Below are 20,354 nucleotides of genomic sequence, written 5' to 3' on the forward strand. Positions count from 1 at the left end.
GTCTGAGGTTGTCTGAGGTTGTCTGAGGTTGTCTGAGGTTGTCTGAGGTTGTCTGAGGTTGTCTGAGGTTGTCTGAGATTGTCTTGAGACATGCAAGAGCCGTACAACGGAAAAAGATATTCAAATGCTTAATACGCGTTTAGCTTATCAAAAAGGGGGATATAATGGCACTTTTTCCATTTTCTATTGCTGATATTGATGATCCTGAATGTATTCGTGTGGTTCTTTATGCTAGCGGAAGAATGGGACATGCTCCTTTGAATGCTTTGTTGAAGCAAACACGTCAAGATCTCCAATGTTTTGATAAAATACAGACTCAAAATATTCTCCAACTTACACAGCGTTTGGATATTTTAGAACAACAATTGAAAACGATTATCAAAGATCTTGAAGATGTGAAACACAAACAAGACGCTGAAGAAGCGGATAAAAGTAAAACGATGGGTGATTAACCATCTCGATTTGTGTCTCTATGGGATTTAGCTCCTTTAAAGCAGTGAGATAGATAGTTGTGAACAGGATAGTTATTTGCCTGTCCATAGAGCATTTATTTTTTTGATCAACCAAAAATGAAAAAGAGGTATTCTATAATGAAAAAATTGATTTTAATATTTTTAGCTTTGTGTCTTACTGGACCAGCTTCTGCACGTTTGAGGACTATTTCAGATGATTGTTCAGATATCGGCGGAACAATGGTTCGATCACAAATCATCAATAATATTTCTGTCATTCCATATAAAAATTTGCAAGGGGTAAATATTCTCTCTGTTTTGGAAACGAGGCCTACAGAAGAGCCAGAAATGTCACAAATTACAGGAAGAACATTTCATATTCAAAGTCCTGAGATTGTTGAGCTGGCCTATAGAGCTTACAGTACATCGCAATTCGTTGATATTTGTTACAGAAGTAACTATCCAATCAATGTTATTCGAGGGCTGAGAGTGCGTGATAATTAAGCGTATTATCTGTATTCGTTGTGACTTAAATAAGTGATGCTTGGAAAATGGTCAATCTTCTACACTAAGGTTATTTTAACCCTAGCAGTTTTCTGATTTACAGTTTTTACTCAGAGTATAATCGTTCATGTTTTACAGAATTCATGAGTGATCGGTATTGAGGATCTATCTTAAGATATTCAACTACAGTTTTTTCTATTTTAAACTGAGTAATTTTGCATCAATCGTCGTTTGAGCTTAGATGGCAATTTCATTCTAGCGTTTGGTGTTAGAAAGATTTTAAGCGTAGTGAGGCTGTAAATACTTGTCTTAATTGTCTTTGTTGACAGTATGCCGCTTGCGATAGGCAATAAATCATAGACACATTTTGAATCCGTAGAATGCACGTACATTAACAATGGCAGACATTTTCAGTGGTAGTATTGCCAATGATAGAGCTTGTGCATGCGATGTTTTGTTGTGTGAATAAGTCATCATTCACGCGGCACCAATAAGGGAAGGCTTTGCTGTAGAGCCTGTAAAATAAATCGTGCAACAGCGGGGTAGGGGGCAGAATAGACTGAGATGAGGCAGCCTTATCACGGGCTAAAGCTGGTCAAAATTCTCGTCTTTAAGGAGGCGAGGAGGCTAAAAATATCCATTAGATTGCATGGGGATGCATTTCATGTCCGTTGCAATAAATTTAAAAGAGGTAAATTATGAAAAGTTTTTTGAAAAAAATATCCATTGTTTTGGTGATGATAGCATTAACAACAGGTGTTTCTCATGCTGGAGTTTATGAACAAAACGGTTATCTCAATTCGGTTCAAGTCGTTAGCGCAGGAGCACAATGTCGCCTAGAGCTCAGATACGGTATCAGCCCTACTTCAGACATTCAAAAAGGCATTTGGGGCTGTGATAACATTGTTGGAAAAAGTATTTTGGATTTGGCAAAAACCGCAGTCATTTTGAACAGAAAAGTAATGGTTATTTTTGAAGCGGGTCATGTGCCAGCAAAAAGGGTTTTAGCCATCACTTTAAAATAAGATCAATAGGGGTTTTTTCTCCCTTTTTATATCTGTAACTCTTCAAGAGGTTACAGGTATAAAATATGGAGTGTATATCAAAGGTATAAAAATGTTTCAAAGAGCATTCTCAGTATTTTTAGTGACAGTTTTATTTTTTTTCTTTTCAGATGTAAATCTGTCATATGCTATTGATCCTCCCCATATGGTTTTCCGTATAGATGATCGCTCTCCATCTGTTATATTCTTTGGAGGAGGTTTTGCCCCTTGGGGGGATGATCAGGATATCATACATCATGTAACTGGGCACTCTATTGCTCAACAGACTTCAGCATTTGTGTCTACAACTGCAAGTATGAATGCAGTTTACAGAATGGCGCGGCAACAGATTGCTAATAATCCTGATGAAACGTACTGGCTATATGAAATTATTCCAGATATAAATTTTTATTATGTTCCTAACTCACTCTTTGATACAGCCATGTCTGCTGACAACGTTGTTCAACATGAACAAGTTATGGATCTTTATTATGCATATTTATGGCAGGATGAATGGGCTTCGCTGGGGGCAATCAATACAAATCATATATACTCTGCAAGAAGTATTATGTGGCAAGCGAATGGTGATATTGTCATTGGTCCTAGAACCTTTAATTCTCTTTTTGTTGCCGCTCCATCACAAGTAAATTCGGGGACACTTCCTTCACAAGATTACACTTTTTTATCAGCTTATTATTCTGATAGCGAGGATGCGTTATCTCCAATGTCATTGGCATTTCTTGTAGAATCCTGTAACAGCTCTTCATCCAGTGGTCATATGGAGCGTTCTGGGGATTCTTCCTGCAGCACATACAAACATTCTGTTGATGATATTATGTATAAAATGAATCTATGGTATGAAGCTCTTTAAAGAATTACAGCTATATCTTGCTATTTAATCAAAAACAAAAAAGTAGGGAGATAGCGCATTTCTGTTTTATTTGATTGGTTCTGATGCGCATAGTGCGTAGGGCAGAGAAAATTTTTCGGTATTATGAAGTGTGATAGGGGTGCTATAAAGCATAGGTGTGACATCATCAAAAATGGAAGCGTTGATTTAACAGTATTTGTTGATCTCGATTAGAAAGTCCGTTCTTTTCTTTGTTTGGAGTTTTACATCAATAATTTCTTATCTTGTTGTCGTGTTGCCTTTTGAGAGTGCGGTGATAGAAGGCATGTAAATTTTATATATTGAAGTGTTTGTGTGTGGTGAATATGAGGGGTGTTTTTTCGTCATGTGATGAACTCTTCGGGCGGTGGGGATTTTGTCCATAAAGCGTCATAAAATATCGCTTTTTGTTCTATGGTGATAGAGATCCCATGAGGGGGAAAGAAGAAGGGGAAAGTCAAGTGGATTTTGCGAGCCAATCATGTAAACTGGAACGAATTCCATGCGGATATAAATCAGGTTCTGTTTGTTGCATATAGCGCTATTTGTTGCATAACTTGTGATAGCCAATTCTCTAAATAAAGGGATTTGACCGGTAGCAGAAAAAAGAAATCATTACGAGATAGCAAGAGTGCTTATTTCAGAATATCTAATGCTTTTGCATGACATAAGGAACGCGAAACTCTGTCACGCCTTCCTTTCATATTTTCAAGTCTAGGGTTATCCATATATTTCCTTCAACTTGATCTTTATGCATGGGACACAAGGGAATTGGACACAAGGGAATTGGACACAAGGGAATTGGAGGCAAGGGAATTGGAGGCAAGGGAATTGGAGGCAAGGGAATTGGAGGCAAGGGAATTGGAGGCAAGAAATTAGGATGAACATTTTGGGATAAGCAAAAAGCCAATATGTTACGCTCGTTGTTTTACAGCGCGTTTGATAAAAAGCTAAGACATCTTTCCAATCCATTATGTGTGTAACTTTAAGGCGTTGTTTTCTTAAGAGAGTACAGAGCTTTTTTGTTGCTTGTCAAACAACATCAAATTTCAAAGCTGTAACATGTTTGAGAGAAAGAAGAATGAGAGCCTTACGGATTCAGAAGGGCAAAACTCTCTGAGCGATTCCAGCTTTTGTAAGCTAGACTTTATGTATGTCAGATGGGGGCTGTATTTGAGTGATTTCTGAAATAGGAAGACAGCCTTATTGAGAAAAATATAAAGGCATATTAATCACTCTTCGGACTATCATCTTTTTCCTTTATAATTTTCAAAACTATCTATAGCAATATTATTTAAATAATGAAGATAATGCCTTATGCTTTTATGTATCGTGTGTCTTCTTGGGATCATGCCTCTCACATAAAAACAGAATGCCTCAAATATTAAAATATTATTTGTCTCCGAATATACATTTATTGCATATTCATGGACTTGTTTTTAAAGAGATATCCCACTCCCAAGTCCCTTTTACAAGAACACTCGTCAATGGTATAGGGGTAAAGCCCCTATGAAATGTATAAAACTTATAAGGTATCTCCCTCATCTTTATGCTTCATAAAAGTGCAGGTTGGTACTCTCATATATTTTTCCAGTTTCCAATGTTACGAAAGCCTTGGTTCGTGAGACGATTCATAAGAGGCATATGCCTTTTTTGTACAGTTTTTAATCCACATGCCTGCTCCGCTTGTAACTTGCAAGAGACATGGTTTTGATTGTTTCAACAGAAAACAAATTTAGGATGAGAGAATCCTGCGATGTTCGGATCTCTCATTCAACATGCAAAGCAATAAATACTCTTTATAAATCAATGTGATGTGTCTTAAAGAAGACGAATTTTTTATAGAACCGCATGGATGAAGAATCTTAGTCTTTTAAGGTGGTGAAAGGAAATCATAATCCCTATTTTTTTATAAAGGGCATGAGAAAAGTGTTTCACAAGAATTTTATACGATAAAAAAAGAGAGTCTTTTGACATAAGAGTCTTGATCGTTTGCCGCTATAACCTGTATTGTGTACAAAGATACTGCTATCATTTTTTACTGTAAAAAGCTTCTCTTGGGATGTTAAAGGGTACAATCTTTATGGAAAGAAGAATCCGCGCAAGGCAAAAGGCTTATTTCAAAAGATTATATCGCAAGATTGCTTTTGTTTGCATAATACTTTTTTGTATAGTGATTTTGTGTTTTGTTGTTGCAAAGGTGGTCAGTTATTTTTCTTCTCATAAAAAAATAACACAACAAGCACCCGTTGAATTGGTTATTCCTGTTTTTGATTTGCGCGTATATTGCAAGGAAATTTCTGCTTCCGTTATGCCCGATATGAAAAGAGAAGTTTATCAGCATTGTCTTAATTTGGAAAGTGAGGCCTATTTTGCTATTCGTGAAATGTGGGATAAGCTTTCTGATACTGCTAAAAAACAATGTTTGACGAGGGTGCGTCCTGGAGATGGAAATTATTTTCTCTTACGAGACTGTTTTCTCAATGAAAGAGAAAATAAAACAGGCAAAAGGCGCAATTACTTTTAAGTTTTTATACGGAAAGTTAAAAGGATGCGAATTTTGATGAAAAGATAAAAGCCTCTTAAATGACTATCTGCCTCAAGACCAATGAACAATTGACTTATTTATCTTGTTATATCGCACTTTTATGGAAGGTGTGGCGACATAAAGTATGGAATGGCCTCCTTGAAATGTTTAAGGGGGCGTGGTGGAGTTTCAGGAGGATTTGTTGCGCTTTTTAAAGAGAAATAACGGGTGTGGGAAACCCATTTCGTAATGGTTCTGGTGAATGGTATAATGGTAAAATCCCGTGAAGTGTATAAAACTTATAAAGCATGTTCATCTTTACGCTTTTAAAAAGAGTAAGCCGGTGCTATCTCACACTTTGCTCGCTCCAAATGGTGCTTCTCGACAGCCTTTGAGCCGTAGAGACGGTTCATAAGAGGCACTTTTAGTCTTTTTTTATCGTTTTTATTCTACGCAGGCTTTTCCACGTGTAACATGCAAGAAAAAGAGATTGATTCAACAGAAGACAGATTGGGGATGAAAAATTCTACGGTATTAAGTTTTCTTACTCAGCACAAAAATATGACTTATCATTATAAATCAATTCAGTGTACGAATTTTACAAGAATGTTCATTGTTGACAGAACATTGTGACTTGAGAACCTTCATTTTTTGAGGGCGTAAAGTCAATAGACATGACAAAAATGAGTCAAACAGAAACATTCCTTTTATAAACATTCAAGGCATGCTTCATGCGTAAAGCGTTGTGCTGGGTTTACAAATGTGCTTGTTTTATAATTCCAGTTTTCTTTATCAAAAAAGATAAGAGAGGAAATGCATTATGCCATTCTTATTGATAGACTTTGAGGAGAGCATTTTTTTGAGAAGAAGCTGATTTTTAAAAAAGTGTGACATGTTGGTCGTTTTTTTATAATTTGATATTTTTTGTATTTAAATATTTTGTTTTTAAGCTCAATTTGTTATAAATATAAACTGTGATTAACTTAAAAACTCTATGGGTTAAAATAGAAATTGATAGTATCATTGACTTGTTTGGGAAAGAAGATTGATCTCTTGGTGATTATAGGGCTTGAATAATACTTCGTGTTAATCTATCTATGAAAATCAAGAGGTTTTGTGAAGCGATCGTGGATTATCGCTCGCAAGGGGTTGCTTTAGCGATGAGGAGAGGCTATATTCATAAAATAAAGAGGTTCGCGCAGTGACTCGTTGGTATGGAATTGCTTGTGAGTTAAATGCACGAGGGGGAGAGAATATCGGCGTTTTTAGGAGCGGTGGTTTTAGAGCAAAAAAGGAAGCTTCTAATATTTTCTGGCAGGAATTTTTTCTTTGTCAGGTATGTTGTATGTGTGTTTTCCTTTTTGTTTTCCACAAGATAATTATTTTTTTAGTGAAATATGGTTTATTTTAAAAAAAACACTTGGCATTTTACGTGAACATCATTAGGTTTCTGCTGTTTGACAGAGAAAAAGGGAATTTTTGATTTACGATTTCCCTGCTGTTTTGTGATTTTCAAGAAAATATATGCTTTTATCAATATCAGTAGGGTTCGTTTGAGTGAAGTAAACGCGGATAGCTTGATAACCGTATGTTAAACATGATCAGCATTATCAAAAGGTAATGCAATGAGGAAGCGTCAATTAAGACACATATAAAGATCAACACTCCAAAAAGGGATAAAAATGAGGCCACAACAAAATAGACGGGTACGCGGTCGCAATAATAACAATAATGGTAATAACAATAATAATCGTCGCGGTCCTAATCCGTTGTCTCGCAATTATGAAAGTAGCGGTCCGGATGTTAAAATTCGCGGGAATGCTCAGCAAATTGCCGATAAATACATAAGCCTTGCGCGTGATGCACAAGGTGCAGGTGATCGTGTTATGTCGGAAAATTATTTACAACATGCCGAGCACTATTTGCGTATTATTTTAGCAGCAGCTGGGCAAATGTCTCAATCAGTTCGGCGTGATGAAAATCGTGGTGATGAAAACGAAAATCGTGATGAAAACAATGGGCAAGAATGCGGTGAAATAAATCTTGACGGTGAAAAAAAGGATGCTGTCGAGGATGATACAGATGTATTACAGATGCCGTCGCAAAAAAATGGCAATGGCCAATATGATAAAGCGCAAAATGGGGATGCGCGTGAAAATGCTTTAGAAGCTCTATCGGATGAAAAAACGGATCAAGAGCACTGTCGCTCTGAGAAAAATGTTGAACCCGTCAAAAAAACACGTCGTTCTCCGCGTCGACGTACTGTACGGACCCAAGATGAATCATCTCTTGAGCTTTCACTTACAACAGCAGAAAGCACGAGCAATGGAGATGCATCAACAGCAACAAAAGAGGTTTCTTCGTTGCCTGGATTAAGTGATGGGATACAGAGAAAACCGCGCCGTCGCCGAGTGGTCAATCTTGAAGCAGAGGAAAATGTTTAAATCTTCAGGAGTGTTATGTTAAGCGCTTGTGGTGATGTTATTGGTATCATGATGATAAATTATATCTGCTCAAGAAGCTTCTTGCGCTTTGTTTGAATTTTCATGGGGCAGTATTAGGAACTTAACGAAGGGGTCGACAGAAAAGATTGCCTCTTTGCTGGGATTTAAGTGATGGGATACAGAGAAAACCACATCTGTGTATTTTAAGAGGCAGTTCTTGTATGAAGAACGCAATGTCGTTGTTTTATTTATTCATTCATACTTATATTTAACTGTTCAATGTATTTATGCCCATTTTGCGCTGGTGTTCATGAATTCTATCACGTGAAATACATCGGCTATCTTTGCTTAATAAAGATGCAAGCTGGGCGTTATTGCTTTAATTTTCAATGTTGCAACAGTTCTTCTTTTGATACCGGATCATTCATAAGAGATATTTTTATTCATCCATTTGCTTTCTTGGATATGTGAGGCAATGATTTTGATTCAGTTCCTTATGAACAGATGTGAAAGGGGAGAATCTTACAGTATTTGAGGCTCCCGTTTGACATGCAAAATAAATCATCACTATAAATTAATTATGTTGAATTTTTGCACTCAAGAATTTGCACTCAAGAAGATGCCTTTCTTGCATGTTCATTAGATTTTCCCAAGCGATGTCAGTTTTCTTAAAAATGGGAATGCGTTGACAGAAAGGTTTCTTCTTTTCCGAGATTAGGTCAGGAGATACAGTGAAAAATCTACCGTTTCCCAAGTGGTCGTATCTTGAAGCAGAGGAAAATGTTTAAATCTTCAGGAATGTTATGTTAAGCGCTTGTGGTGATGTTCGTTTGCTTAATGAGGCATTATCTTCGAACTTTCTTTTGTTGTTTCAACAGAAAGAACGGCGATTAGTGCACCGGTGTGATAATTGTAAATCATAAATTTTATCTGTCCATCAGGGGTTAAAACTTTCAGTACAATATTGTGTTCTGAGAGGCTTTGCGACAAAATCTGTGTTTTTTCCGGTAGAGAGAGCGTATGATGGATAACGTGTGGGTTTTGGTTGGGAGAGGAAGATAGCTCTGTTTGTTTTGGCGCTGATCCGGTTGTTATCACTTTATAAACAATTAAAAACAGTACAGTTAGAATAAGGAAAAGCGTTATTAAAACGGAAATAATCATTAAACCCATAAGTTTTTTTCTTACTCGTTCTACAGCAGGATCTAAAGGGAGATCTTGAGGCAGAGAATTTTGCTCTGTGTGATGGTCTTTTGAAGGTTGCATCCGCTTATTATCCATCATTTCTGTCATTGATTATTGTTTTAAGATCTGATGGGTTTATGCTTTTAAAGTTTTTTGTGCAAGAGGTTTGTGGAAGAAGAATGTAAAAGAGGAAGCGATGTTGGTAAAATACCTTCTTTGTGGACTGTAGATATCTTGTTATTTACGTTTTGACTTTTAAGCAGGAAATTTCCACGGTTTGTTACAGACCAGATCAATTGTACTTCTTGTTGATGTAAGTTTGCATGTACGTTTATACATTGGGCAAAAATTTGTTGTCCATAAAGTGCAAACTTTTTTGTGGACGGTATCATGGCTTGTTCACATGCTTGAGCCGTTGGATAGATTTTAACCATTGTATTGTTCGAATAGCAACTATTAAAATCATCTGTACACGAAACTAATAAGAGGATAAAAACAAGGGGATTCATCAATTATTTTCCAAATGACAGGTTGACAGAGCGGACTCCAATTTGTCAGCTTAGGGGCCTCTTCACGGTTAAACGGTTTCAAAGTTTTTTAGTTCCGCGTCTGAGATGCCGGTTCTATAGTGAATTAATCAAAGTCATTGGCTTGCACGTCATAAAAGGGTGGGTATGGGCTTTGTGTTGGTGAGAAATATTTGAAAAAAGACTAAAATGCCTCTTATGAACGCTCTCAAAGGTCAAGGGCTGTTGTAACATGAGGGACAAATGGTATGATGATGCTCGCTACTACTTTTATGAAGTGAAAAGGGGCGTGCTTGATGGTTCACTTTACGGGGTCTATTATATCTTATTGACAGACACTGTTTTGAAATGAGCGTGGATGCGCTGGGAAATATTAAAAAGTGCGTGAATGAAAGACACAAGTGTATACTTTTTTAGGATGTCCTATTGTACCTGAAGAGGATATCTCCATTAAAGATGCGATAAATAAAAGCATAAAATGTGTCATTTTCATCAATTGATTGTCGTTGTCGTGGATGCTTTAAGCTCGTAAAGCTGAAGAGTGATGATGGATGTTAGCTTTACTCCTTTTCATATTCTGCCAAAATGAAATTGTATGTGCATTGCGAAAATGACACAAAAAGAGGTGGGTAATAGACTCGCTTTTATTTGGCATATAAAAGCTGAAACGGTTTGCTCTTCATCGTTTTGGTTTCTGTCTTAAAATATGCGGTTATATGAGGGATGGAAGTTGGTTGATAGCGGGAATGGATTTTATGCTAAGTTTTCATCGTTAAAGTTTTGGGGAGCTATCGGGGGATTATAGAAGTTGGTTTAAAGGGGTGGAAAATATCTTTGTGCTTAATAAAACAGATGAGAAATTTTGCTAAAAAAAAGGGGGAAACTTCTCTTGTTTATTTATTGTGTAAAATGCTCTTTTAAGAAAAAATATCAAAATAAGTATCAGGAACAGAGAGGCAATAGACAATTCCTTCTTGTGTCAATTTGAGGGAAGCTGAACCATTCACGGAAATGGGAACGATTTTTTCGAGAACGGCACTACCAAAACAGGCTTTTTTATTGTTTGTGGGAGGGATGCCGGATTCAAAACTTTCATGCCAAGTGATGATAAGTTGCGTTTTGCCATTCGGTTTTGTTTCGATTTCACAGCGTACACAGATGCGCCCCTTTTCTTGGGAAAGGGCTCCAAAAGAAAGAGAATTGACAATCAGTTCATGAAAAGCCAAACCAATATGCAAAGCTGCATTGGGAAAAAGATAAGGATCTACGCCTTCGAGTGAAAAACGTTCTGTTTCTTTCATAAAATAGCCTAAAGCCTGCGTTTGGACCAATTCGCGAAATTGAGCGCCACGCCAATCGGAATCAGTGATCAGATCTTGAGAATGAGAAAGAGAATGAAGACGACCTTGAAATTTGCGTAAGAAAACCTGAAGAGATTCAGTATAGCGGGCGGTTTGGCTGGCAATACTTTGAATGATCGCTAGAAGGTTTTTAGAACGGTGACTGACTTCGCGAAGAAGGATTTTAAGCACTTGTTCACGGCGGCGTAAGCCGGAAATATTAACACCGGTGGTGATAATACCGATAATGTCTTCGTTATCATTGCGGTGGCAATCAATAGAAAATTTGTACCAAATCTCTTGTTTGTTTGTATCTTCAAAACGTGCTTCAACAGTTTGCATTTTGCCACTCGCTAAAACTTGCAGTTTGATGGTTTCCATATTGTCTGCAAGGTCAAGCGAAAAAAAGTCGCTGTCACGACACCCAACCCGCCATTTATTGTGCAAATGGTGCGGCAAGTTTTCAGCCCATAAATAAACCAGATTTGTTGCCTGATAGAGAACACAAATATCAGCACCACGAATCGCTTGCATGAGCGCACTCATATGAGATCTATCCATGGGAGGCTTTGAAAGAGGCGTAACGATCATAATTTTAAGATGTTACTCTGTTCTAAGCCGCTTTAGAAGCATTCTCTTGAAAAAATAAAGCTTGAGAAATAAGCGCTTTCACCATATCCGGGTTAAAAGGTTTGGTCACTAAAAAAGTTGGTTCTGGACGCTCGCCGGTCAGCAGCCTTTCAGGAAAAGCCGTGATGAAAATCACCGGTATACGGTCATTTTTCAAAATCTCGTTGACCGCGTCAATACCGGAACTGTTATCGGCTAATTGAATATCAGCCAAAATCAACCGTGGTTTTTTCTTATGATACATGATGACAGCTTCATCACGCGTGCGCGCTATTCCCACAACATGATGACCTAGGCTTTCTACCATTTGCTCAATATCAAGCGCAATAAGAGGTTCATCTTCGATGATCATTACTTCAGTGGCAATTTGTTGAGAAATATCAATGGATGCTTGGTTGAGAAGCTTACGGAATTCTTTCGTATCCAGATTCATGATTTCGCTGGCTTCTCGTTCATGAAATCCTTCAACGGCAATGAGCAAAAATGCTTGGCGTGCACGGGGCGTGAGATAGGATAATTTGGCACTTGTTTTTTGTTCAAGACCAAATTGGGGCAGGGGTTCAGGGATGTTCGGTGTGGTTTGGTCAAAAAGATGGCAAAAAAGCCAATAGGTACCAATTCGGTCAGTGGATGCTTTGGGAAAAATGGAGATGTCGGCAATGAGTGCTTCCAACATCGCTGACACATAAGCATCGCCAGAGGATTGGCTACCGGTGACAGAGCGGGCAAAACGCCGAAGATAGGGAAGATGCGGGGCAATGCGCGTTGATAATGACATAATTTATAACTCCTTTGACCTTTCAAGCATTTTGTTGGTTGAAATTCTCAGCCGATAAAAAAGTTCCTTGATTTGTATGGAACTTTTTACCGGCAGCTATATTTACAACCATAAGGCGAAAAAATTCTTCGCGGTGTTACCAATATTATATGGATTAGGGGGATGAAAAATGAACGACCGTGATGAAAAAAATCTCACCACACAATTTAAAGTTGGAGATGATCTTCTCGGGGTCAATAGCGAAATAGCACGGAAGTTACGTCAATTTTACACGGAAATTCAAGAAGAAGCACTGCCACGGTGTTTGCTCGAGCTTTTAGAGAAGTTGGAGCGCGCAGAGCAATTTGGCTTAAACAATGTGGAAAAGGTTTGAATCCTTTATGTCAAAGTGCGCGAAAAACTTTAAACAAGAACTCCTTTTGGTGTTGCCGGCTTTACGAGCTTTTGCTGTTTCTTTAAGTGGCAAGCACGATAAAGCTGAAGATTTGGTCCAAGATACTGTTATGAAGGCATGGGCTAAGCAAGATAGTTTTGAGATGGGAACCAATCTTAAAGCTTGGCTTTTTACTATTTTGCGCAATGAATTTTATAGTCAAATGCGTAAAAAGGGAAGAGAAGTTCAAGATACCGATGGCGTGTTTACTCAAAATGTCGCTGTTCATCCTGCTCAATATGGATCGCTTGATTTGCAAGATTTCAAAAAAGCCTTAAATTTGCTTTCTGCCGATCAAAGAGAAGCCATTATTCTCATTGGCGCATCGGGGTTTTCTTATGAAGATGCTGCAGCTATTTGTGGTTGTGCTGTTGGAACCATTAAAAGCCGTGTGAGCAGGGCGCGTAATCGATTACAAGAACTTCTTAAGGTGGATGGTGAGTCTGATTATGGTCCTGATTCTTATTCAGCTGGAAGTACATTGTGTTCATTTAACGGCTAAAAAAGCATAATAATTATGATCGATAGCCTTGTTTTTTTTATTCCCGTTATAGCTATTACAGTAAAGTCAGTATCTGAGGAAATTCAGAAGTTTGGCGTGTATCCTTAGGAACACAAGAAAAGCCTGTATAAAACTTTCTCACGGGCTTTAGGTTTTATGTTCCATAAGGTTGCCTTCCTTTGTGCTGAAAAATGACGACTTTCAAGTTCGCCAATGGACATTCTATGACAACAAAAACAAATTTGATGCCTCAAATGCCTTCTTCTGATGCAACGATATCACGCTGGCGGTGGGCTGCGATTGTTGTTTCTCTTGTTATGGCTCTTTTGGCATCGGTTTTTATTATGTTGCTTTCAAATGCCGTTGATCGAGAAGTCGCACAGTTGAATACAAGTTCAGAATTGCGCGAACAGGCTGATTTGGTCCTTATTAGCTTGATTGATATGGCTGTTGCTGATCGCAGCTATGCAAAAACGCGCAAGGTGGAAGATAAAATACGTTTTGAAAATGCAGAGCGCGAGTTAGGAGATATTCTCGATTATATCGCACTTATTGTTTATGCGCATCCACAATGGGATGAATGGTTTACGGCTTTTAAAAAAGAGGTTGAAGCACGAAAAGCATTTATGAATGCCCATATGCATGCTCTTGATGCGATTCCTGAACAACCTTCTCATGCTGCCTCTTTGGAAGTATCAAAGATTCCTGTGGCACGTTTAGCTCAATTGATGACAAGCTTTATTAATGGGGATGATGTGGTGCGACAAAAACAGCGTGAGGGTATCGCATTAATGCGGGCTGCTTTGACATTGGCGGCTATTGTTTCCGTTGTGAGTACTTTTATTTCTGCCTATTTTGTTATTAATCGTTTTCACCGTGATGTGCGTTCTTTAAAATTGTATCAATTGCTGCTTCATAGCGAAAATATCGCTCTGGAAGCTCGCGTGAAAGAACGGACACAAGAATTAGAAAGAGCACGTAATCACGCTGAAAAAGAACGCCAACGGGTTGAAATATTGTTGCAGGATGCAAGCCATCGCATTGGCAATTCTCTTGGGACGGTGTCTTCTTTGCTGGGGCTCCAGTTAAACCGGAGCAAAAATGAAGAGGTACGTTCTGTTCTAGGGGCGGCACGTGATCGTATTCAGACAATTTCTACAGCCCATCGTCGTTTGCGCTTAAGTGATGATATGGAAACGACTTTATTGGCAGAGTTTCTCAGTTCTGTTGTGCATGATGTCGAATTGGCTGTCCCTTTTGAATTGCGTGAAAACATCACCATTCACACCAACTTTAAAGATTGTCGCCTGTCTTCAAGAGATGCGACAACACTTGGAATTATCCTTGGTGAACTGCTGACCAATTCCTTAAAACATGCCTTTCCTGATCAACGGTCGGGTCATATTTATATCTCTTTTGGTCCTCAGAAAGATGGACAATTGATGCTCATTGTAGAAGATGATGGCGTGGGAATGAAAAGCCAAACTTTAGAACAAAAAACAGGACTTGGTCGTGTGGTCGTGGAACAGCTTTGTATGCAATTTGGTGAAAAACCTCTGTTTGAAACTTCTGCTTTAGGAGGCACAAAGATTGTCATTCCTTTGCCAAAACTTAATACAGGTGGTGCAAAGGAGACAACCTAGGTTATTTGAAGTTGCTTCCTTTGTGTGTGAAAGTTGAAAGTAAAAAAATGTTCTTATAAATTACTACAACTCTCCGCGAGGGAGGTGTTGGCTCCATTTCGTCCTAAATTTTCGACCAAAACGGGTTTTCCTGTTTTTCCATTATAAGCTTTTACGTAAATATTTTTCCCTCGCACATTGACGAGATAGTAGTCTCCTCTAAAGAGTGCTCCTGCTGTATAGACTGGGATGTTTCCAAAGACTTTATCATCCTGTGCACGGCAATAGACATGTTGATGTTCGTGTCCTACAAAAATTGCTTTGACATTGTGACTTGTAATGATGGATTTAAATACAGCAAGACGTCGAGCATTTTTCGGATGGAGAAAATGCGAATCTTTATCTCCAAAATAGGGACGAGCATCGTGAAAGTTGAGGATTGTAACTTTCCCTCTTGCATCAGCAGCAGCTAAATCTTTTTTTAGCCACCTAAGAGCGCTCGTTATCTTTACTTTAGTGTAATCGCCAGATAAATTAGCCGTATAAGTTGGATAATTGTGAAGTTGCACATAGTGAATATCTCCATAATCCCATGAGTAGCTTAAACTTCCTGTTATTATGTCATAGGCCCTTTCATAACGAATAAGCACACGAGAAGTTACATGTTGATTGAACTCAGGTAAAGAGCGGCTATATTTCTTTAGTTCTTGCAACATTCTTTGCACAGCACTTATTGCACATGCATTCTTTGAAAGACTTGTTAGCGGTATCATACAATCACCAATATTATTGTAATAGTCATGATTCCCTAGTCCTTCATAGACAGGATAAGCGATACTTTTATAGATATCGGCATAATCTTGATAGGTTTGAGGACGACCAAATTCAGTTAAGTCGCCATTGATAATATAAAATGAAGCTGCATGTGATTCTATCGCACGGGCGACTTTCTTATTTTCCTCTATCCATGGCTGTCGGTTGCTGTTCGCGTTAGGATCGCCAGTATCCAAACGCCATGGCTGCGGATCAGCTGCTATGACAACCGTATAGTTTTTGATAGGTTCCTTTCTTTTTATATACCAAATTGTTCTTGCGTTATCACCGCCCTCCTCCACGCGTTCAAAATAATAACCTTTTCTGCTTGCGGTAGCAGAATATTCATTGGCACCAATATAAGGATTATACCATCGGAATTTTAAAATAGTGCCATCATCTTGTACTTTATATGTAGCCCATCCTCCTGATCCAAAAAGCCAAGCATTGGATGTTGTTGCTGCTTTTCCCACACAACCAGATTTAATTCTATTCGAAGGCCCTTTATTTCCCCAATATGGACCCGTTTTCCATTCTCCACGCTCTATGCCTTTATCAATTAATACCATAGAACTAGGCCGGATTGGTTAGTTCATTAACGATGTATACATCTGTAGAACGATCATCATACGCAATTCGTTTTGGTTTAGGTAATGTATTGATAAAATCTCGCCTTGGGTAGTTCTTTACACAAATATTCTGCGCGTGAAGGCTATAAGGCTTCATACAAACAAAGGTGGTAAAAAAAATTATAGTAACTATTATTTTGTATTTCATAATGTTATCATCAAAAACTGAAACAACTGCAGAAAATACCTGAGAGCTGTCATATCAATTAGGAACTTTAAATTTAATTTTTCATGAATCGCATTGCGGTCACACATCTCTCAGATGATACGATTTGGCTCTCAAAAAAGCTCATACTGAAAACAATAAGACCAACTTGCAAATCGTACTCGATTTCTGCGTTTTTCTTTTTACAATTGCTATCTTTATTCTTTTCCATCAAATGATGTGTGAAAAATTCTAGAAACAAGGCTTTATGTTTTTTTTGTGGTATAAATTAAAGGTAAAGTGCCTCATTAATAACGAGGTTTGTATAAAGCTTTAAGAGAAGGCTATAAGCTTTTAATATGGAGAGTTTTCCTCTGTGCTTCGATAAGATAGTTATTTCTTTTGAAAAATGCTTTTGCCCTCTATATAAAATATTGTCAAAGAATTTGTCATTTGGCTCTGAGCCCAATGGATAATTGATATTCATTGTAGAAGATGATGGCGTGGATATGAAAAGCCAAACTTTAGAATAAAAAACAGAGCTTGGTCGTGTGGTCGTGGAACAGCTCTGTATGCAATTTGGTGAAAAACCTCTGTTTGAAACTTCTGCTTTGAGGGGCACCAAGATTGTCATTCCTTTGCCAAAACTCAGCATGAATAGTTCAAAAAAAAACTCTGACTGATTTTTTAAGGGATAAACTCTTGGCTCTCTGCTTGTTCACTTTAATAAAAATGAGAATAAAATATGACTTAGATAACGTGAATACAGCACCATTCATATCAGATTGTCAATTGCCTTCAAGAGAAGCAACTTTGCTTCTTTATCCTTTAGTCTCTTTGTTTTTCGCTTTGTTGACTCCGATTATCGGCTTTCAAAGTTCTCCTTTTTTGTATGTTTTATAGCTTCGAAGTGCTTAAGTTAAAATTTACATTTATTTTGAATCAGTGCTCCTTTAAGCCAATAATACTTATATTCGTAAGCTCTATTTCTTTTTGAAGAGATTGTTTTTTCAAGTTTTGTTATTTTTTGTAAGGCTTGTAAAACTTTAAATATGGGGTGTTTTTGTAAAAGTGTGTAACGAATACTCTTAGGTAAAATTTTCTCAGAAAGTTCATGAAACACCGTCCTTTAGGGCTATGAACAGCATAAGCATTCAACAAGTGGAATCTATTCAGCAAGAAGTCGGGTTGTTTATAGAATGATATGGGTTTTAAAATCTTCATTCTTTAGAAAAATTCTCCTTTGATTAAGATTTTATTGCATGGAAAACAAAGAGATTTTTATCGTTTTGATAAAATAAACAAGAAGAGTTAGCCTTTTTGTGTTTCATATTTTGCACTTTTCTATTGTGCGTAAACCAGAAAAGGGGAGGGCGTTTTATTTTTAATCATTGTTATGCGACTTTGAGTGGTGGCATATTTCGGTGTATTCTTTAATAGATATTTAAAGTGCGGAAATCTCTTTGAGAAAAGTAAGCGCTAAAGCATATTGTTTAGATGTTTTAAGGCGTAAAATACAGATGCTTTCATGCTTTAAGTCTCTTCGGAGGGTGTTATAGGGCTGTTTATCAAGGCATCAATATTGTTTTTTTCTTGGAGGAATGTTTGTAGGTCTTGATTGGTTAAGGCTTTGCTATCCGGTATACGGATGCGCATAGGATCAACTTTGACGCCATTGACAATGATTTCAAAATGACAATGGGGTCCGGTTGCCATGCCTGTTGATCCAACATAGCCAATAATTTGTCCTTGTCGTACTTTCACGCCTGGTTTGATGTCTGGTGCATAACGGCTTTGGTGTGAATAACTGCTGACATATCCATTGGCATGTTGAATTTCCGTGTGATTTCCATAGCCGCCTGTTACGCCTACTCTTGTGACAATACCATCTCCTACAGCAATAATGGGTGATCCTTTAGGAGCAACCCAGTCAACACCCGTATGCATGCGAATATAGCCTAAAATAGGATGTTTGCGTGGACCAAAGGGGGAGCCAAAAATCCCATTTGGTGTGGGTTTTCGCAGCAAGAAAGGCTTTGAACTCTTCCCTTCAGAATCATAATAATCAACGCTTCCATCTTTTAATTGATAACGGTAATATTTATAAGTTGTATTCCCAAAAGTTGCACTAATATAACGAATTTCTGGATCAGTGTTTTTGGATGCTTCCTTTGCTTTCAAGTTCTTTTTGCCGTTTTTGTTTTCTTTATCGCTTTGTGGTACGGCATAAAATATTTCAATTTGATCATTGGGGGTTATCGGACTTTTCATGTCAATATTGGTGGCTAGCAGACGAATGAGACGATGAGAGAGAGATTGTGATATATTATGGCTTAGCAAAGCACTATAGAGTGCATCATAAGCTGTTGGTAATTGCGCGCTATTGATATAAGAATGCGGAATACCATTTTGAAAAGCCGTTTTAAGTGATTTAGACATTTTAGGCTCTGTGCTTTCAATGAATTGGCCTTTATCATTTAGGGCAATGGTGAGAACATGATGCATCCCTTGATAGATACTTGCGCGTACGAGATGGTCTTCTTCACCAGCTTGTGTCACGATACCAATGCGTAAAAGACTTCCCTCTTTAAGGGTATCGGAAAGGCTGATTTTTTCTAGCGTTTTTACAACCTGTTCAATTTGCTTTTTTGTATAACTGGTTTTTTTGAAAGCATCGGCTATCGTTTGTTTTTTACGAATAGGAATAATATCTTCAACATAGTTTTTCGTCAGATCGATACGGTGACTTTGAGGAGAAATGGTTACATTTTCTTGAACAATGCGAACTTCAGGGGATTCTGTTCCTTGGGAATCAGAGGATGCATCTTCTAATTTTAAAGGATCAATCAATGTGAGAACTGAAAGAAGTTCGGAGCTCTTTTCTAAAGTAAATCCAGCTTTTTGTACTTCTTGTTGTGCTTCTTCATCTGTCAATGTGTCGCTGTCATCAAAATCGAATTGATCTATTTTAAAATCATAGCTGCGTAAGGTGAGTTTTGTTTCGATTTTTGCACCGTAAATCTGCCCAGAATCTTCTTGTGGTGCGATATTTTGATTTTTCGAATCACTGGCAAGAATGCTTAAAGAATCAAATTTTGGATAGCTATATTTCTGGGGGCGATTTTCGGCTAAAGCCATACGAATCCATTCAAAATGTTGTGTTTGAATAACTTGTTCATCGCCTTTTTTTTGCAGAATCGATAGTTCAAATTGACGTTTTCTGTCAAAGCTTTGCCGTGCATGGGTGGGAGAAATACGATCACCTTTATACCCATTGGCCTCAGGATCTTGTGATTCTGATAGGTTTTCTTGCGTAAACCATTGTGGAGGGGTTACCAATCGCTGTTGTTCATCAAGAGCCGTAAAAAGTGCAATACCCATAAGAATGCAGGAAGTGATTCCTGTCAGAACGGTTCCCGTAAGCCAACGGGCCGAAACTTGTCGGCGCGCAGGACGCAAGCGTTTGACGACAAGAGCAGGGTCCTGTCCAGGATCGTTTTTTTGTTGTTCGTTATCCCACATAGATTTATAAGAGTACTTTTCAATATTAAATAAAGAAAGCTAGCTAGCTTAGCATGCTTCTACAGGAATTTGATTCTTTTTACAAATTACAGATCATGCGAATTCTCTTTATACAGAAATGTCTTTATAAATCGTACCTGTGCAGAAAAATTTCCTTGTTAAAGTAACATAAAACAAGTGTTATTGTGATTAAGCCACTCTTGAGAACTTCCATTTTATGCATTGCAATGGGGTGCTATATTTTATTTAAAGGCGCCATGCTCTCTTTGAACTCTTTTTGTTTTCATGGTTTATTTTTATAGGCTTTTTATTTTGACAGTAACGTCTTGAAATAGGAATTTTTGTTACAATATTTGATTAGTGTTTTTT

Annotated in this window: 16 protein-coding genes and 1 pseudogene; 11 read left to right on the forward strand and 6 right to left on the reverse strand. The window is 37.8% G+C overall.

Features of this window, described 5'->3' with window-relative positions; genetic code table 11:
* The first annotated feature begins 164 nt into the window (after positions 1-164).
* From ACFIK6_RS03435 to ACFIK6_RS03465, 7 genes are all read left to right on the forward strand, one after another.
* The gene (locus ACFIK6_RS03435; protein ID WP_273791311.1) at positions 165-452 is read left to right on the forward strand and encodes a hypothetical protein; all 288 of its coding nucleotides are present in this window, start codon (positions 165-167) and stop codon (positions 450-452) included.
* Positions 453-590: 138 nt separating this feature from the next.
* Entirely contained in the window at positions 591-956 is a 366-nt protein-coding gene (locus ACFIK6_RS03440; RefSeq protein ID WP_273791312.1) for a hypothetical protein, read from the forward strand.
* 698 nt (positions 957-1,654) lie between these two features.
* Complete coding sequence (locus ACFIK6_RS03445) at positions 1,655-1,981, forward strand: hypothetical protein (RefSeq protein WP_273791313.1); 327 nt, start codon at positions 1,655-1,657, stop codon at positions 1,979-1,981.
* A gap of 91 nt (positions 1,982-2,072) precedes the next feature.
* Complete coding sequence (locus tag ACFIK6_RS03450) at positions 2,073-2,870, forward strand: hypothetical protein (protein ID WP_375657069.1); 798 nt, start codon at positions 2,073-2,075, stop codon at positions 2,868-2,870.
* A 773-nt stretch (positions 2,871-3,643) separates the two neighbouring features.
* Entirely contained in the window at positions 3,644-3,772 is a 129-nt protein-coding gene (locus ACFIK6_RS03455) for a hypothetical protein (RefSeq protein WP_375677374.1), read from the forward strand.
* Positions 3,773-4,971: 1,199 nt separating this feature from the next.
* Positions 4,972-5,415, forward strand: coding sequence for a hypothetical protein (locus tag ACFIK6_RS03460; RefSeq protein WP_375641789.1), 444 nt, complete (start codon positions 4,972-4,974; stop codon positions 5,413-5,415).
* A gap of 1,682 nt (positions 5,416-7,097) precedes the next feature.
* Positions 7,098-7,859 carry a DUF4167 domain-containing protein gene (locus tag ACFIK6_RS03465; RefSeq protein WP_375641790.1) on the forward strand — a complete coding sequence of 254 codons (762 nt, stop codon included), beginning with the start codon at positions 7,098-7,100 and terminating at the stop codon, positions 7,857-7,859.
* An 834-nt stretch (positions 7,860-8,693) separates the two neighbouring features.
* Here ACFIK6_RS03465 and ACFIK6_RS03470 read toward each other — a convergent pair.
* The 4 genes from ACFIK6_RS03470 to ACFIK6_RS03485 all read right to left on the reverse strand — a co-directional run bounded on the left by ACFIK6_RS03470 (position 8,694) and on the right by ACFIK6_RS03485 (position 12,319).
* On the reverse strand, positions 8,694-9,143 hold the full coding sequence (locus ACFIK6_RS03470; RefSeq protein WP_375641800.1) for a hypothetical protein: 450 nt from the start codon (positions 9,141-9,143) through the stop codon (positions 8,694-8,696).
* 44 nt (positions 9,144-9,187) lie between these two features.
* On the reverse strand, positions 9,188-9,553 hold the full coding sequence (locus tag ACFIK6_RS03475; RefSeq protein WP_375641801.1) for a hypothetical protein: 366 nt from the start codon (positions 9,551-9,553) through the stop codon (positions 9,188-9,190).
* A gap of 935 nt (positions 9,554-10,488) precedes the next feature.
* Positions 10,489-11,502, reverse strand: a complete 1,014-nt coding sequence (locus ACFIK6_RS03480; protein WP_375641791.1) for a sensor histidine kinase — start codon at positions 11,500-11,502, stop codon at positions 10,489-10,491.
* Between the two features lie 22 nt (positions 11,503-11,524).
* Positions 11,525-12,319, reverse strand: coding sequence for a response regulator (locus ACFIK6_RS03485; protein WP_375641792.1), 795 nt, complete (start codon positions 12,317-12,319; stop codon positions 11,525-11,527).
* A 169-nt stretch (positions 12,320-12,488) separates the two neighbouring features.
* On the opposite strand from ACFIK6_RS03485, the gene ACFIK6_RS03490 reads away from it, so the two are divergent.
* The 3 genes from ACFIK6_RS03490 (at position 12,489) to ACFIK6_RS03500 (ending at position 14,897) form a co-directional block, all read left to right on the forward strand.
* Positions 12,489-12,692: a NepR family anti-sigma factor gene (locus ACFIK6_RS03490; protein ID WP_375641793.1), complete on the forward strand. Its 204-nt coding sequence runs from the start codon at positions 12,489-12,491 to the stop codon at positions 12,690-12,692.
* A 7-nt stretch (positions 12,693-12,699) separates the two neighbouring features.
* Entirely contained in the window at positions 12,700-13,254 is a 555-nt protein-coding gene (locus tag ACFIK6_RS03495; RefSeq protein ID WP_375622532.1) for an RNA polymerase sigma factor, read from the forward strand.
* 224 nt (positions 13,255-13,478) lie between these two features.
* The gene (locus ACFIK6_RS03500; RefSeq protein ID WP_375677375.1) at positions 13,479-14,897 is read left to right on the forward strand and encodes a sensor histidine kinase; all 1,419 of its coding nucleotides are present in this window, start codon (positions 13,479-13,481) and stop codon (positions 14,895-14,897) included.
* Between the two features lie 53 nt (positions 14,898-14,950).
* Here the strand turns inward: ACFIK6_RS03500 and ACFIK6_RS03505 are convergent, their stop codons facing one another.
* Positions 14,951-16,258, reverse strand: coding sequence for a metallophosphoesterase (locus ACFIK6_RS03505; RefSeq protein ID WP_375657063.1), 1,308 nt, complete (start codon positions 16,256-16,258; stop codon positions 14,951-14,953).
* Positions 16,259-16,909: 651 nt separating this feature from the next.
* Between ACFIK6_RS03505 and ACFIK6_RS03510 the strand changes: the two are divergent.
* Positions 16,910-17,146, forward strand: a pseudogene (locus ACFIK6_RS03510) (sensor histidine kinase); the annotation flags it as partial.
* Positions 17,147-17,996: 850 nt separating this feature from the next.
* Here the strand turns inward: ACFIK6_RS03510 and ACFIK6_RS03515 are convergent.
* Positions 17,997-19,985 (reverse strand): M23 family metallopeptidase, encoded by a 1,989-nt coding sequence (locus ACFIK6_RS03515; RefSeq protein ID WP_375641795.1) that lies wholly within the window; start codon positions 19,983-19,985, stop codon positions 17,997-17,999.
* Positions 19,986-20,354 lie beyond the last annotated feature (369 nt).

Source organism: Bartonella sp. AS69XJJH (assembly GCF_042195585.1).
Lineage (GTDB): Bacteria > Pseudomonadota > Alphaproteobacteria > Rhizobiales > Rhizobiaceae > Bartonella.